General features: G+C 73.3%; 12 protein-coding genes. 6 read left to right on the top strand and 6 right to left on the bottom strand.

The features are described 5' to 3' along the window. Nucleotides 1–4: 4 nt before the first annotated feature. Entirely contained in the window at nucleotides 5–1135 is a 1131-nt protein-coding gene (gene recA, locus ACZ5K7_RS38880) for a recombinase RecA (protein ID WP_351709841.1), read from the bottom strand. A gap of 547 nt (nucleotides 1136–1682) precedes the next feature. Here recA and ACZ5K7_RS38875 point away from each other — a divergent pair. From ACZ5K7_RS38875 to ACZ5K7_RS38860, 4 genes are all read left to right on the top strand, one after another. After that, nucleotides 1683–1958: a polyprenyl synthetase gene (locus ACZ5K7_RS38875; protein WP_468921501.1), complete on the top strand. Its 276-nt coding sequence runs from the start codon at nucleotides 1683–1685 to the stop codon at nucleotides 1956–1958. Next, nucleotides 1951–3003, top strand: a complete 1053-nt coding sequence (locus ACZ5K7_RS38870) for a polyprenyl synthetase family protein (protein WP_468921499.1) — start codon at nucleotides 1951–1953, stop codon at nucleotides 3001–3003. Before ACZ5K7_RS38875 ends, ACZ5K7_RS38870 begins: the two co-directional genes overlap by 8 nt. A gap of 83 nt (nucleotides 3004–3086) precedes the next feature. Next, complete coding sequence (locus ACZ5K7_RS38865; protein ID WP_468921496.1) at nucleotides 3087–4247, top strand: oxygenase MpaB family protein; 1161 nt, start codon at nucleotides 3087–3089, stop codon at nucleotides 4245–4247. An 87-nt stretch (nucleotides 4248–4334) separates the two neighbouring features. Beyond that, complete coding sequence (locus ACZ5K7_RS38860) at nucleotides 4335–5162, top strand: hypothetical protein (protein ID WP_450972372.1); 828 nt, start codon at nucleotides 4335–4337, stop codon at nucleotides 5160–5162. A gap of 12 nt (nucleotides 5163–5174) precedes the next feature. On the opposite strand, the gene ACZ5K7_RS38855 is transcribed toward ACZ5K7_RS38860, so the two are convergent. Together ACZ5K7_RS38855 and ACZ5K7_RS38850 are read right to left on the bottom strand one after the other, a co-directional pair. Next, on the bottom strand, nucleotides 5175–6428 hold the full coding sequence (locus ACZ5K7_RS38855) for an AI-2E family transporter (protein WP_351709853.1): 1254 nt from the start codon (nucleotides 6426–6428) through the stop codon (nucleotides 5175–5177). A 60-nt stretch (nucleotides 6429–6488) separates the two neighbouring features. Next, entirely contained in the window at nucleotides 6489–6683 is a 195-nt protein-coding gene (locus ACZ5K7_RS38850; protein WP_351709856.1) for a DUF3046 domain-containing protein, read from the bottom strand. A gap of 80 nt (nucleotides 6684–6763) precedes the next feature. Here ACZ5K7_RS38850 and ACZ5K7_RS38845 point away from each other — a divergent pair, with 80 nt between their 5' ends. Beyond that, nucleotides 6764–7708 carry a hypothetical protein gene (locus ACZ5K7_RS38845; RefSeq protein WP_468921492.1) on the top strand — a complete coding sequence of 315 codons (945 nt, stop codon included), beginning with the start codon at nucleotides 6764–6766 and terminating at the stop codon, nucleotides 7706–7708. A 28-nt stretch (nucleotides 7709–7736) separates the two neighbouring features. Here the strand turns inward: ACZ5K7_RS38845 and ACZ5K7_RS38840 are convergent, their stop codons facing one another. The 3 genes from ACZ5K7_RS38840 to ACZ5K7_RS38830 are packed head-to-tail and all read right to left on the bottom strand — an operon-like array spanning nucleotide 7737 to nucleotide 9698. Next, nucleotides 7737–8045, bottom strand: coding sequence for an AzlD domain-containing protein (locus ACZ5K7_RS38840; protein WP_351709862.1), 309 nt, complete (start codon nucleotides 8043–8045; stop codon nucleotides 7737–7739). Continuing rightward, nucleotides 8042–8788 carry an AzlC family ABC transporter permease gene (locus ACZ5K7_RS38835; RefSeq protein WP_468921489.1) on the bottom strand — a complete coding sequence of 249 codons (747 nt, stop codon included), beginning with the start codon at nucleotides 8786–8788 and terminating at the stop codon, nucleotides 8042–8044. Before ACZ5K7_RS38835 ends, ACZ5K7_RS38840 begins: the two co-directional genes overlap by 4 nt. A 10-nt stretch (nucleotides 8789–8798) precedes the next feature. Beyond that, the gene (locus ACZ5K7_RS38830) at nucleotides 8799–9698 is read right to left on the bottom strand and encodes a helix-turn-helix transcriptional regulator (protein WP_468921487.1); all 900 of its coding nucleotides are present in this window, start codon (nucleotides 9696–9698) and stop codon (nucleotides 8799–8801) included. Between the two features lie 243 nt (nucleotides 9699–9941). Between ACZ5K7_RS38830 and ACZ5K7_RS38825 the strand changes: the two genes are divergently transcribed. Continuing rightward, nucleotides 9942–14897, top strand: coding sequence for an ATP-dependent helicase (locus ACZ5K7_RS38825; protein ID WP_468921484.1), 4956 nt, complete (start codon nucleotides 9942–9944; stop codon nucleotides 14895–14897). Nucleotides 14898–14950: the final 53 nt, after the last annotated feature.

Raw genomic sequence — 14950 nt, 5'->3', positions numbered from 1 at the left:
GGTGTCAGCTCTTGGCGGTGGCGGCCTTGGGCTTGGTGGCCTTGGCGGCGGCCGGGGCGGGCACCGTCTTCGCCGGGTCGTCCGTGGCCGCGGTGACGACCGCCGCGTCCGCGCCCGGCTCGGCGGCGGGAGCCTCCGGGCGGACACCGACGCCCAGCTTCTCCTTGATCTTCTTCTCGATCTCGTCGGCCAGGTCGGGGTTGTCCTTGAGGAAGTTGCGCGCGTTCTCCTTGCCCTGGCCGAGCTGGTCGCCCTCGTACGTGTACCAGGCACCGGCCTTGCGGACGAAGCCGTTCTCCACGCCCATGTCGATCAGGCCGCCCTCGCGGCTGATGCCGTGGCCGTAGAGGATGTCGAACTCGGCCTGCTTGAAGGGCGGGGCCACCTTGTTCTTGACGACCTTGACGCGGGTGCGGTTGCCGACCGCGTCCGTGCCGTCCTTGAGGGTCTCGATGCGGCGGATGTCGAGTCGCACCGAGGCATAGAACTTCAGCGCGCGGCCACCGGTCGTGGTCTCCGGGGAGCCGAACATCACGCCGATCTTCTCGCGGAGCTGGTTGATGAAGATCGCGGTGGTCTTGGACTGGTTGAGCGCACTGGTGATCTTCCGCAGCGCCTGGCTCATCAGGCGGGCCTGGAGACCGACGTGGCTGTCGCCCATCTCGCCCTCGATCTCCGCGCGCGGGACGAGCGCGGCGACGGAGTCGATGACGATGAGGTCGAGGGCGCCGGAGCGGACCAGCATGTCCACGATCTCCAGGGCCTGCTCGCCGTTGTCGGGCTGGGAGAGGATCAGGTTGTCGATGTCGACGCCGAGCTTCTGCGCGTACTCGGGGTCGAGGGCGTGCTCCGCGTCCACGAACGCGACCTGACCGCCCGCCTTCTGCGCGTTGGCCACGGCGTGCAGGGTCAGGGTCGTCTTACCGGAGGACTCCGGTCCGTAGATCTCCACGACCCGGCCGCGCGGCAGGCCACCGACGCCCAGGGCGACGTCGAGCGCGGTCGATCCGGTCGAGATGACCTCGATTGGCTCCTTCGTCCGGTCACCCATGCGCATGACCGCGCCCTTGCCGAACTGCCGTTCAATCTGTGCGAGAGCGGCTTCGAGAGCCTTCTCGCGGTCGGTACCTGCCATGGGTTCCACCCGGTTTGCTTGAGTCGATCGCTTCACGTCAAAGACGCTAACGCCTGCCACTGACAATGCGCCCCGACGCCGGCCCGGCCTGTGGATAACTCGGGGACTTCTCCGCCGAAACCATGTCGAACTGCCACTGGAGTCCCCGTCGGGAACCCCGCCGGAGCCTCCATAAGAATGGATGTTCGATTTTGGTGTCAAGCGCACCACGCGGTACTCCTGTACTTCCCCGCAGGGTGCTCACCCACCGCTCACCCACGGACTCCGAGCGGTGCGCGGAAAGGGACGGGGCGCGCGGGACGCGGGTAGGGGGCGCGCGTGGCGGGGACGGGCGGCGGCCGGAAATCGGGCGTACGCGGCGCGCGGGCGGGAACGCGCGGTGCGCCGGGGGCGGCCGCCGGAAGCGGAACCACGCCACGGCGATCCGCACCACCCGTCGGGGCGTTCACCCGATCGTGAGTTTCCGCATGCCCGCGTCCCTCGTGCCGCGATGCTCGAAGAGGCGGCCGGCAGGCGGCGCCCCTGTGTGCCGTGGGTGGGAGAACGCATGACACGTGAGACGGGACGACGCGGCCTGGACGAGCAGGCCGTGCTGCTGGCGGCGGGGTTGGCCGATCTGGCGGTGAGCACCCTGGGCACCGCCGTCGGTACGGTCCGGGGGCTGCTGCGCCGCTCGGACGCCGGAGCGCTTGCGGCGGAGGCCGAGCACGACCTCACCGCGCGCGGACGCCTGGTTGTGGACCGGTACGCGTCCGTCCCGCCGGCCCATCTGGAGATCCTCGCCCGGCACGCCCTCGCCCGGCGGACCGCCGCCGATGACTGACCGATGGGACCCGGCCGGCTTCAAGATCCGCGTCGACCAGGTAGTGCGCCGGTTCGTCGCCCAGGAGGCCGACCTGTTCGCGGCGGTCGATCCGCTCCTGGGCCCGGTGGCCGAACAACTGGAGGCGGCGGTCGCGGACGGCAAACGGCTGCGGGCTGCGTTCTGCTACTGGGGCTGGCGTGCGGTGGGGCAGCCGGACAGCGACGCGCTGGTGCGGGCGGCGGCCTCCATGGAACTGGTGCACGCCGCCGCCGTCGTGCACGACGACCTCATCGACGACAGCCCGCTGCGGCACGGGCGCCCCACGGCACACATCGCCCTGCGTACCGCCGTACCGGCTCATCCCTGTGCCGACGGCACCGCGCGGTCGCTGGCGATGCTCGTGGGCGATCTGCTGATGTCGCTGGCCGGGCAGCTGTTCGCGACCTGCGGTCTGCCCGCCGCCTATCTCGCCCGGGCCCGGCCCCTGTGGTCGCTGCTGGCCCGGGAGCTGATCGCGGGCGAGTGCCTGGAGATCCTGCGCACCGGGACCGGCCCGGACACCACGGCCTCGCTGAAGGTGATCCGCTACAAGACCGCCAAGTACACCGTCGAGCAGCCGCTGCTGATCGGCGGCGCCCTGGCCGGGGCGGGCGAGGGGCTGCGGGAAGGCTACTCCGCGTACGGGCTGCCGCTGGGCGAGGCGTTCCAGCTGCGCGACGACCTGCTCGGCCTGTTCGGGGAGCCGGAGCACACCGGCAAGGCCAACACCGACGACGTGCGTGGCCACCGGCCCACCGCGCTGCTCGCGGAGACCTGGCGGCTCGCCCGTGACGAGGACCGGGAGCGGCTCGGCGCGTTGCTCGGCAGACGCGATCTGGGTGCGGAGGGCCTGGACGCGGTCCGCGAGGTGATGTGCCGGCTCGGGGCGCCCGACCGGATCGAGCGCATGATCGGTGCGCGGGTCACGGAAGCGCTCGACGCCCTCCACGCACTGGACGTGCCGGCCCCCGCCGCCGGCGCCCTGACCGCGCTGGCGCACTCGGCGGCGGTCCGCCTGTCCTGACACCCACCCGGTGGCACGGACGACCCCCGCGAAGAGACTCACGAAAGACCCGCGAGAGACCCGCGAAGACAAGGAGCCCTGCCGTGACCCACACCGAGGCATCGTCGGACGCCCTCCGGCACGCCGGTGACGAACTCGCCGACGCCACGGTCGCCGCACTCTTCGAACGCGGGGAGGTGGGCACGCTCAACACCCTGATGCGCTATGTCTCCACCGCGGGCGCTCCCCTGCCGGACGGGCTGCCCGATGTCGCGCGGGAGTATCTGGAGGCCACCCGGGTCCCGCCGGCGTGGGTGGACTGGGGCGAGATGGAGAAGGCCCGGCTGTTCTTCATCGACAACAACGTGCACATCGCGACCGCGCTCTCCTTCGCCTCCATGCCCGCCTGTTACGTCGTCCCGCGCATGGCGAAGCTGCTGTCGGCCACGCACGGGCTCAGCTACCCCTCCAAGCGCATGGCGGAGACCGGCCAGTTCACCGTCTATCTGATGCGGCCCGACGCCTTCGAGGCCGGCGGCCGCTTCGTCCCCGCCGCACAGAAGGTGCGTCTGCTGCACGCCTCCATCCGGCACCACCTCAAGCGCGAGAACCGCTGGGACGCCGAGGCGCTGGGGACGCCGATCTGCCAGGAGGACATGATCGCCGGGCAGATGTTCTTCTCGCTGCTGGTCCTCGACAGCCTGCACCGGCTGGGCATCCATCTGTCCACGGAGGGCGCGGAGGCGTACTACTACGCGTGGCGGGTGGTCGGCGCCATGCTCGGCGTCGACCAGGAGGCCGTTCCCAAGACCCTCGACGAGGCCCGCCACTTCCTCGACCAGTACATGATCCGGTCCATGGGTCCTTCCGAGGAGGGCACGCACCTGACCCGGCAGCTCATCGATCTCTACGAGGAGGTCGTCCCCGGCACCTTCTTCGACCCGATCGTCTCGGCCCTCGTCCGCCACCTCGTCGGCGACACCTGCGCGGACTGGCTGGAGGTGCCGCGCACCCCGTGGGACACCGTCGTCAAGGCCGTACCGCACCTCCTCGGCGTCCTGGAGACCATCGAGGACCGCTCCCCGCTGGGCGCGTGGGCACTGGACCGTCTCGGCCACCTCACCGCCGTCTTCGAGCTGTCCTCCCTCACCCGTGGCCGCGTCATGCACTACGCCATCCCCGAACACCTCAGGAAGGACTACGGCGTCCCGGGCACGGTGCCCCGCACCCGGCGGTGGACCCCGCCGGCCGCCACGGTCTCCTGACCGTCCGCACGCCTACTCCCCACGGCGTACGGCGGGTGTCTTCGGCCGGACGACGACCGCGCGGACGGCCCCCGCAAGGGTGGGCGCATGCCCTCCCCCCTGGAAAGTCCGTCCTCCGCGGAGACTGCCGCCTCCCTGGAAAGTCCGCGCCGGAATCCACCGGCGAGCACCCTGCGCGGGGCCCGTCCCGCCGAGCGTCTCTGCCATGCGACCGGGGCCCTCCTCGTCCTCTCCGGCCTGGTGCACCTGGTGGTGTTCGCGGTGGACGGCGGCCCCTGGTACGGCCCGGTCTCCTGGCGCAAGCCGGTCACGTTCGGGCTCTCCTTCGGGCTGACGCTGATCGCGGTCACGTGGGTCACCTCGTATCTGAGGATCGGGGAGCGGCTGCGAACCGTGCTGCTCGTCGTGTTCGCCGCCGACTGTGTGGTGGAGGTCGGCGGGATCACCCTGCAGGCGTGGCGCCGGGTGCCCTCGCACCTCGACATGGAGACGCCGTTCGACACGGCGGTGTCGATGATGCTCGCGGTGGGCGGCGGGGTCCTGGTGGTGCTGCTCACCGTCTTCGCCGTGGTGTCGTTCCGGCGGCGGCCGGCCGGTCCCGTGGGAATGGCGCTCGCGGTGCGCTCCGGGTTCGCGGTCCTGCTCGTGGCGCTGGCCTCGGGAGCCGCGATGATCGCGCGCGGGGTGGTGCTCGTCCGGACCGGGCACCAGCAGGCGGCGTACGACTCGACGGCCCCGCTCAAGCCGCTGCACGGGGTGAGCCTGCACGCGGTGCTGGTCCTGCCCGCGCTGGCGTGGCTGCTGTCCCGCACCGCCTGGAGCGAACAGGCCAGGTGGCGGGTCGTGGCCACGGCGGTGGGCTGCTACGCGGCCGCCGTGGCCGCCGCCGGGGTGTGGGCGGTACTCACCTACTGATCGCGGTGGCCGTCAGGCCGAGCTCTCCCGTGAGTCCTCGGCCGGCCGCTGCCATATCGTCCGCCACGCGCGCGTGAGCAGCCCGGGGCCGCCCGTGCCGCGTCGGGGGCGCCCGTTGACCCGGGGGTCGTCCGTGACGTCGTACCGCTTCACGTAGGCGCTCAGGAACGCCTGGAGCGTGGCGACCGCGGGGATCGCGATCAGGGCGCCGACGGCACCGAGGAGCGCGGTGCCCGCGATGACCGAGCCGAAGGCGACCGCCGGGTGGATGTCGACGGACTTGGAGGTCAGCTTGGGCTGGAGCATGTAGTTCTCGAACTGCTGGTAGATCACGACGAACACCAGCACCCACACCGCGTACAGGGGGTTGACGGTGAACGCGATCAGCATCGGCAGCGCGCCCGCGAGGTAGGTGCCGATGGTGGGGATGAACTGCGAGACCAGACCCACCCAGACACCGAGCACGGGCGCGTACGGCACGCCCAGGGCCTCCAGCAGGATGTAGTGGGCGATGCCGGAGATCAGCGCCATCACACCGCGCGAGTACAGATAGCCGCCGGTCTTGTCCACGGCGATCTCCCAGGCGCGCAGCACCTCGGCCTGGCGGGCGGGCGGCAGGACGGAGCACAGGGTGCGCCGCAGCCGGGGACCGTCGGCGGCGAAGTAGAAGGCGAACAGCGTGATCGTCAGCAGCTGGAAGAGGCCGCCGAGCACCTGCCCGGAGACGTCGAGCACGCCGGCCGCGCTGTTCTGCGCGTACTTGCGCAGCCAGTCGGAGTGCAGCAGGCCCTCCTGGACGTCGACCCGCTTCACGTCGGTGTGGAAGGTGTGGTTGACCCAGTTGATGACCGAGTCCAGGTAGTCCGGGAAGTCCTCGACGATCTTGATGATCTGGCCGGCCAGCATCGAGCCGAGCAGTGTGACGAATCCCGCGGTGGCGATGGCCAGGCCGAGGAAGACCAGGAAGGTCGCGGCCCCCCGGCGCATTCCGCGCGAGGCCATCCAGCTCACCGCGGGCTCGATGGCGAGCGCCAGGAAGAACGCGATGAGGATGTTGATCAGCAGGCCGGTGAGCTGGTGGAAGGCCCAGCTGCCCAGCTGGAAGGCGGCGATGAGGGCGAGCGCCAGCACCATGGCGCGCGGCAGCCAGCGCGGCATGCGGGCGCCCGGTGCCGCGGCGCCGGGCGCCGGGGGTCCGGCGGGCGGCGTCGTGTCGACCGGGTATGCGTCCTGGGCGGTCCGCCCGTCGTCGTCAGTGGGTGCCACGGTGCAAGTCTCGCCGACGCCACTGACAACGCGTGGCCCGTATCCGATCTTTGTGCACGCTCAGCGCTTCTCTCCTGGAACGTTCATGACCGTGCAGACCACACGCCACACTTCCTTGGCCTCCCAGCCGGTTGCCAGCGCCTCGTGCACCGTGAGTCCGCCGAGCTCCGTCATCACATGATCGCGCGCGAAGGTGTCGGCGTACCCGGAACCGAAATGTTCCGCCATCCGCTGCCAGAAGACCGTCAACCGCATGACACCAGTATCCCGCCCCTGAGAGTGGGCCCTGCCCGGGACCGCCTACCGAGACCGCTTTCCGTCCTACGGTCTGACGCATGGCCGAAACCGGAGCTTCCCCACTCCCCCCTACGCCCCCGGCGCACTCCCCGCTCTTCCGCGCCGAACAGTTCATGTGGCTCACCGCGCGCGTGCTGGAGCAGCGACTCTTCGCGTACCACTTCCTGAACGGCAGCCCCGATCCGGTGGAGACGGCGCTGGACGCCTACCGCAACGAGGACGGCGGGTACGGCCATGCGCTGGAGCCCGATCTGCGCGGTCCGGTGAGCCAGCCGCTGCACACCGGGCACGCGCTGTCCGTCCTGGACGCCGTCGGGCGCTGCGGCGGGCAGCGGGTGGAGCGGGTGTGCCGCTATCTGACGTCCGTCTCCACCGCGGACGGGGCGCTGCCGGCGATCCACCCGAGCCAGCGCGGCTATCCGGCCGCCCCGTTCATCCCGATCACCGACGACCCGCCCAGCGAGCTGCTCGCCACCGGCCCTGTGGTGGGGCTGCTGCACCGCAACGAGGTGTGGCACGCCTGGCTGTTCCGGGCCACCGACTTCTGCTGGGAGGCCGTGGAGTCGCTGGAGAAGACGCATCCCTACGAGGTCGAGGCCGCCGTCGCGTTCCTGGACGCGGTACCCGACCGCGCCCGGGCGGAGGCGGCCGCCGACCGGCTGGGCCGCCTGGTGCGCGAGCACCGGCTGGCCGCGCTGGACCCGGAGCAGCTGGACGCGTACCCGGTGGCGCCCGGCTACGCCCCCGGCGAGCACCACTTCCCGCACGACTTCGCGAAGGCCCCGCACTCGCTCGCGCGCGCGTGGTTCACCGACGAGGAGATGGCCCGCTCGCTGGACCACCTCGCCGCCGAGCAGCAGGAGGACGGCGGCTGGCCGATCGGCTGGCTCCAGTGGGCGCCGACCACCGCCCTGGAGGCCCGCCCGATGGTGACGATCGAGGCGCTGCGCACCCTCAAGGCGTACGGCCACTTCGCGGGGTGACCCATCTCTCGGCCGCCGCAGCCCCCGCTCAGCCCGCGACGGCCCGTACCCCCGCCGTCACCAGCACGGCCGCGGCGACGACGACCAGGAAGGGCGCGCGCAGCACCAGCGCCAGGGCGGCCGCCCCGAGCCCCGCGGCCCGGGCGTCCAGCACGAGCGTGTGTCCGTCGGCGAACGTCTGCTGGGCGGTGAGGGCGGCGAGCAGGGCCACCGGCAGCAGGGCGGCCAGCCGCCGCACCAGCGGCCGCTCCAGGACGCCCGCGGGCACCAGCAGCCCGGCGAGCTTGACGGCGTAGCAGCCGAGGACGGTCGCGGCGATCGCGATCCAGGTGTTCAACGGGTCTCCTCGGAAGTGTCGTCGCGGGTACGGCCGGACCGGCGGCCGGAGACGTACAGGGCGGCCGGTGCCGCCAGCGCGGCCACCAGGACCGGCACCCCGGCGGGCAGCACGGGCAGCAGGCCGAGCCCCAGCAGTACCGCGAGCGCGGCGACCGCGCGGTCGGTCGTGGTCTTCAGCATGGGGGCGAGCAGTGCCAGGAAGACGGCGGGTCCGGCCGCGTCCAGGCCCCAGGCGCCGGTGTCGCCGACGGCCTTGGCGCCGAGCGCGCCGAACAGGGTGGTGAGGTTCCACAGCACGTACAGGCTGAGTCCGGTGACGGTGAAGCCGATCCGCGCGGCGCGCCGCGTCGGCTGGGCGAGCGTCACCGCCGTGGTCTCGTCGATCACCCACTGGGCGGCCAGCGGCCGTAGCGCGCGCGGGAGGGCCAGCAGCTGCGACAGACGCAGCCCGTAGAACGCGTTGCGTACGCCCAGGAAGAAGGCGCCGGCCGCCGCGGTGAGCGGGTTGCCGCCCGCCGCGAGTGCCCCGACCAGGGCGAACTGGGAGGCGCCGGTGAACACCAGGAGGCTGAGTACGCAGGTCTGGAGCAGGCCGAGCCCGCTGCCGGCCGAGGTCACCCCGAAGGCGAACCCGGAGAGTCCCACGGCGACGCCGACCCCGAGGGCGTCCCGGACGACGGCGGAGTCCGGTTTCGGCTCGCCTTCGCCGCGTATGTCTGCGAGTGCTGTCTGCTGTGCCACGCCCAGGACGCTACGTACCGCCGTCCCGGCCGTCTTGTACGTTCTTGCGGCCGCCTTGTACGTTCCTGCGCCCGCCCGGACGCGCACCGGGACCGCGCTCGCGCTGGTAGGCGCCCGGCGGGACGCCGACGATCCGGGCGAAGTGCCGGTTGAGGTGCGGCTGGTCGGTGAAGCCGACGACGACGGCCGCCTCGGCGGGTGCCGTGCCCGCGTCCAGCAGCAGCCGGGCGCGGCGCACCCGGGCGTCGGTCAGCCAGGTGTGCGGGGGCATGCCGTAGGCGTCACGGAACGCCCGCAGCAGCGCGAAGGGACTGGTGCCGAGGTCGGTGGCGAGCCGTTCCAGCGTCGGCGGCTCGGCCATCCGCTCCTCCAGCACGGCACGCGCGCGTGCGGCGAGCCGCGCGCCGGCGGTGCGGACCTGCCGCTGCGGCAGCGGGCCGCCGTTCGACCGCAGCAGCCGGGTCACCACCACCCGCAGCAGGGTGTCGGCGGCGAGCGCGTTGCCCTCGTCGGCGGCGCGCAGCACCCGGTGCACCAGGGCGACGCAGTACGGATCGTCGAGCATCGGGCTGACGAAGCCGGGGGTGCCCCGGATCGCGGTCGTCTCCGCGGCGATCGCCGCCACCAGTTCCGGGGACGGGTAGACCGCCCCGTACCGCCAGCCCTCGGGGACCGCGGCCCGGCCGGTGTGCGCGGTGTCGGGATTGACGAGCGCGAGCGCCCCGGCGCCGACGGTCACGTCGGACCCCCGGTGCCGGAAGACCTCGACCCCGTCCACGATCCCGGCGATCACGAAGTGCTCGTGGGTGTGCCGGACAAACGTCTTCCGGACATACCGGGCGCGCAACAGATCGACATCGGGCAGCGCCTCGTACCGCCAGTGCCGCGCCCGCTCGTCCGATCCCGTCATACGCCCATTGTCGACCGCCCGGCCCCACCCCACCCGACCGCCCTCACCTCGCGCCTCGGCCCCCGCTTCCCGCCCGGCCGCCGGCGCGGCCACCCCCGTCCCGGCGCTCCTCGGTCACGGCCCCCGCCCGGCCTCTCGGCAGCCACCCCGGTCCGGCCTTCCCCACGTCCTCTCCCCCACCCCTACCTCCCGCATCTCCACAGGTCAGGCCCGGTTGTCAGTGGCCGGGTGCAGGATGGACGCATGGCGAAATCCGCGCACCGAGCCCTCGACGGCTTCTCCCCCGCGACCCGCGGCTGGTTCACGGGGGCGTTTTCCGCGCCCACCGCGGCCCAGGCGGGCGCGTGGCAGGCCATCGGGGCGGGCTCGGACGTGCTGGTGGTCGCCCCGACCGGCTCCGGCAAGACGCTGGCCGCGTTCCTCGCGGCCCTGGACCAGCTGGCCTCGGCCCCGCCCCCGGCCGACCCGAGGAAGCGCTGCCGGGTGCTGTACGTGTCTCCGCTCAAGGCCCTCGCGGTCGACGTCGAGCGGAACCTGCGCAGTCCGCTGACCGGCATCCGCCAGGAGTCCGTGCGCCTCGGTCTGCCCGAGCCGGAGGTCAGGGTCGGCATCCGCTCCGGCGACACTCCGCCCGCCGAGCGCCGCGCCCTGTCCACCCGCCCGCCGGACATCCTGATCACCACCCCGGAGTCCCTGTTCCTGATGCTGACGTCGGCCACACGCGACGCGCTGACCGGCATCGAGACGGTGATCCTGGACGAGGTGCACGCGGTCGCCGGCACCAAGCGCGGCGCGCATCTCGCGCTCTCCCTGGAGCGGCTGGACGAGCTGCTGCCGAAGCCGGCCCGCCGCATCGGCCTGTCGGCGACCGTCCGCCCGGTCGACGAGGTGGCCCGCTACCTCTCGCCGCGCCGCAAGGTGGAGATCGTCCAGCCCGAGTCCGGCAAGGAGTTCGACCTCTCCGTCGTCGTACCCGTGGAGGACATGGGCGAGCTGGGCGGCTCTCCGGCCACCGACGCCAAGGAGGGCGGGGACCGGCCGTCGATCTGGCCGCATGTGGAGGAGCGGATCGCCGACCTCGTCCAGGCCCACCGCTCGACGATCGTCTTCGCCAACTCACGCCGGCTGGCGGAGCGGCTGTGCAACCGGCTCAACGAGATCGCGTACGAGCGCGTGACCGGCGAGCCGCTGGACGAGCACCACTCCCCCGCCGAGCTGATGGGCGGCTCGGGCGCGGCCCAGGGCGCCCCGCCGGTCATCGCCCGCGCGCACCACGGCTCGGTCTCCAAGGAGCAGCGGGCCCTGGTCGAGGAGGACCTGAAGGCCGGCCGGCTGCCCGCCGTGGTGGCCACCTCCAGCCTGGAACTGGGCATCGACATGGGCGCGGTGGACCTGGTCGTCCAGGTCGAGTCCCCGCCCTCGGTGGCCTCCGGCCTCCAGCGCGTCGGCCGCGCGGGACACCAGGTCGGTGCGATCTCCACCGGCGTGGTCTTCCCCAAGTACCGGGGCGACCTGGTGCAGGCGGCCGTGGTCACGGAGCGGATGCGCACCGGCTCCATCGAGTCCCTGCGGGTCCCGGCCAACCCCCTCGACGTGCTGGCACAGCAGCTGGTCGCGATGACCTCGCTGGACACCTGGCAGTTCGACGACCTGCTGGCCATGGTCCGCCGCGCGGCTCCCTTCGCCTCGCTCCCGGAGTCGGCGTTCACCGCGGTCCTCGACATGCTCGCGGGCCGCTATCCGTCCGACGCCTTCGCCGAGCTGCGCCCGCGCGTGGTCTGGGACCGGGTCACGGGCACGGTCACCGGGCGCCCGGGCGCCCAGCGGCTCGCCGTCACCTCCGGCGGCACGATCCCCGACCGCGGCCTGTTCGGTGTCTTCCTCGCCGGCGCCGACCCCAAGAAGGGCGGCGGCCGGGTCGGCGAGCTGGACGAGGAGATGGTGTACGAGTCCCGGGTGGGCGATGTCTTCACCCTGGGCACCAGCTCCTGGCGCATCGAGGACATCACGCGCGATCGCGTCCTGGTCTCCCCCGCCCCCGGGGTGCCGGGCCGCCTGCCCTTCTGGAAGGGCGACCAGTTGGGCCGCCCGCTCGAACTGGGCCGCGCGGTGGGCGCGTTCCTGCGCGAGGTCGGCTCGCTCGCCAAGGACGACGCCCGGCTGCGCCTGCTCGCGGCGGGCCTGGACGCCTGGGCGGCGGACAACGTGCTGTCGTACCTCGACGAACAGCGCGAGGCCTGCGGCCATGTCCCCGACGACCGGACGATCGTCGTGGAGCGCTTCCGCGACGAACTGGGCGACTGGCGGGTCGTCGTCCACTCCCCGTTCGGCGCGCAGGTCCACGCTCCGTGGGCGCTGGCGCTCGGCGCCCGGCTGTCCGAGCGGTACGGCATGGACGCCCAGGTCATGCACGCCGACGACGGCATCGTGCTGCGGCTGCCGGACGCCGACCTGATGGGCCTGGACCTGCTCGACCAGGCCCCTACGAAGGCGGGCACCGAATACGACGCCGAGCAGGCGCCCGTCGGCGCGGCGGACGTCGCCTTCGACAAGGGCGAGGTCGACCAGATCGTCACCGACCAGGTCGGCGGCTCGGCCCTGTTCGCCGCCCGGTTCCGCGAATGCGCGGCCCGTGCGCTGCTGCTGCCCCGCCGCAGCCCCGGCAAGCGCACCCCGCTGTGGCAGCAGCGTCAGCGTGCCGCCCAACTGCTCCAGGTGGCGAGCGAGTTCGGGTCCTTCCCGATCGTCCTGGAGGCGGTCCGCGAGTGCCTCCAGGACGTCTTCGACGTGCCGGGCCTGGTCGAGCTGATGGGTGACCTGGAGTCCCGGAAGGTCCGCCTGGTCGAGGTCACCACCCCGGAACCGTCCCCCTTCGCCCGGTCCCTCCTGTTCGGCTACGTCGCCCAGTTCCTGTACGAGGGCGACTCCCCGCTCGCCGAGCGCCGCGCGGCCGCGCTCTCCCTGGACTCCCGGCTGCTGGCCGAGCTGCTGGGCCAGGCGGAGCTGCGCGAACTGCTCGACGCGGATGTGCTGACCGAGCTGGAGCGTGAACTCCAGTGGCTCACCGAGGACCGCCGGATCAAGGACCCGGAAGGCGTCGCCGACGTGCTGCGGTTGCTCGGGCCGCTCACGGACGCCGAGTTGGCCGAGCGGGGCGCCGAGCCGCGGTGGGCCGAGGAGCTGGCCGGTGCCCGCCGGGCGATCAGGGTCCGGATCGCCGGCGCCGGCCACTGGGCGGCGATCGAGGACGCGGGCCGGCTGCGCGACGCGCTCGGCACGGCCCTGCCGGTCGGTGTCCCCGAGGCGTTCACCGAGCCGGTGAAGGACCCGCTCGGCGACCTCCTCGCCCGGTACGCGCGCACCCACGGCCCGTTCACGTCGGCCACGGCGGCGGCCCGGTTCGGGCTCGGAGCCGCGGTCACGGACGGCGCGTTGCAGCGGCTCGCCGCGGGCGGCCGGGTGGTGCAGGGCGAGTTCCATCCGGCGGGCATCGGCCAGGAGTGGTGCGACGCGGCCGTGCTGCGCAGACTGCGCCGCCGCTCGCTGGCCGCGCTCCGGCACGAGCTGGAGCCGGTGGCACCGGCCGCGCTCGCCCAGTTCCTGCCCCAGTGGCAGCACATCGGCAAGGGGCACGGGCTGCGCGGCGTCGACGGACTGGTGCGCGCCGTCGAGCAGGTGCAGGGCGCGTCGGTGCCGGCGTCGGCCCTGGAGAAACTGGTCCTGCCGTCCCGGGTGGCCGGCTACACGCCCTCGATGCTCGACGAACTCACCGCCGCCGGAGAGATCGTGTGGGCCGGCGCGGGCGCCCTGCCGGGCAAGGACGGCTGGGTCTCGCTGTATCTGGCGGACGCGGCCCCGCTGCTCCTGCCTCCGCCGCACCCCCTGGAGCTGACGGCCCTTCATCAGTCCGTCCTGGACACCCTCTCCGGTGGCTACGGCCTGTTCTTCCGCCAGATCGCCGACCAGGTCCGCGCCACCACCCACCCGGACGCCACCGACCCCCAACTGGCCGACGCCGTCTGGGACCTGGCCTGGTCCGGCCGGCTCACCAACGACACGCTGGCCCCGATGCGCGCCCTGCTGGGCTCGGGCCGTACCGCGGGTGCCACCGCCCACCGCGCCAAGCGCACCGTCCCGCGCGGCCGCTACGGCTCCCTGACGGCCGCCGCCCGCACCGCCTCCCGTACCGGCCCGCCGACCGTCGCCGGCCGCTGGTCCTTGCTCCCGCAGCGCGAGCCGGACACCACCGTGCGCGCCCACGCCCTGGCCCGCACCCTGCTCGACCGGCACGGCGTGGTCACCCGGGGAGCGGTCGCGGCGGAGGGCGTCGAGGGCGGCTTCTCGGCGGTGTACCGCATCCTGTCGGCGTTCGAGGAGAGCGGGCAGGCCCGCCGGGGTTACGTCGTCGAGGGGCTCGGCGCGGCCCAGTTCGCGATGGACGGCGCGGTCGACCGGCTGCGCGCCGTGTCCAACGCCCGCGACCGCGGCGAGGCACTGCCGGGCACCGCCTTCACAAACGGCGGCCCAACGGCTCCCGCGGCCTTCGGAAACGGCGGCCCAGTGACCTCCGCCGCCTTCGGGACCGAGATCCCCCTCGGCCCCATCGACGAGGCCGACTTCCCCGCTCTGGACGGCGACTTCACCTGGCCCCCCGAACCCCCCACCGCCCCCGGCGACTACGTCTCCCCCAAGGACGTCGCCGCGACCGACCCCTTCGCCGCCCCCGGCTACGGCGGCCCCCGAGGCGGCAGTCCCGCGAACCCCTACACCTACGGCAACCACCACACCCGCACCCCCGCCGCCCCCGACCCCAGAGCCGTGGTCCTCGCCGCCGCCGACCCCGCCAACGCCTATGGCGCGGCCCTCTCCTGGCCCGAGCCGCCGACCGGTGCCGGGCACAAGCCGGGCCGCAAGGCGGGCTCGCTGGTCGTCCTGGTGGACGGCGAGCTGACCCTCTACATGGAGCGCGGCGGCAAGACCCTGCTGGCCTGGCCGTCCGCCCCGGACACGGACGCCGGCGACGACCCCCGCCTGCGGACGGCAGCCGAGGCCCTCGCGGCCGCCGCCCGCGCCGGCACTCTCGGCACGGTGACGGTGGAGCGCGTCAACGGCGCCACGGCCCTGACCTCGCCCCTGGGCACCCTGCTGGAAGCAGCGGGCTTCATCGCGACCCCGCGCGGTCTGCGCCTGCGGGCGTGATCCGCCAGGACATGAACACCGCACCCCCCGTGCGCCGCACGCGCCACCGCCAC

It is taken from the genome of Streptomyces sp. NPDC031497 (assembly GCF_055580905.1).
Note: the sequence above shows the minus strand (reverse complement) of the source record. Positions and strands in the feature narration are given on the sequence as shown.

Excerpts from the sequence above, each read along its gene's own strand:
- recA (WP_351709841.1), bottom strand. The coding sequence starts at position 1,135 with ATGGCAGGTACCGACCGCGAGAAGGCTCTCGAAGCCGCTCTCGCACAG.
- ACZ5K7_RS38875 (WP_468921501.1), top strand. The coding sequence starts at position 1,683 with ATGACACGTGAGACGGGACGACGCGGCCTGGACGAGCAGGCCGTGCTG.
- ACZ5K7_RS38870 (WP_468921499.1), top strand. The coding sequence starts at position 1,951 with ATGACTGACCGATGGGACCCGGCCGGCTTCAAGATCCGCGTCGACCAG.
- ACZ5K7_RS38860 (WP_450972372.1), top strand. The coding sequence starts at position 4,335 with ATGCCCTCCCCCCTGGAAAGTCCGTCCTCCGCGGAGACTGCCGCCTCC.
- ACZ5K7_RS38850 (WP_351709856.1), bottom strand. The coding sequence starts at position 6,683 with ATGCGGTTGACGGTCTTCTGGCAGCGGATGGCGGAACATTTCGGTTCC.
- ACZ5K7_RS38845 (WP_468921492.1), top strand. The coding sequence starts at position 6,764 with ATGGCCGAAACCGGAGCTTCCCCACTCCCCCCTACGCCCCCGGCGCAC.
- ACZ5K7_RS38830 (WP_468921487.1), bottom strand. The coding sequence starts at position 9,698 with ATGACGGGATCGGACGAGCGGGCGCGGCACTGGCGGTACGAGGCGCTG.
- ACZ5K7_RS38825 (WP_468921484.1), top strand. The coding sequence starts at position 9,942 with ATGGCGAAATCCGCGCACCGAGCCCTCGACGGCTTCTCCCCCGCGACC.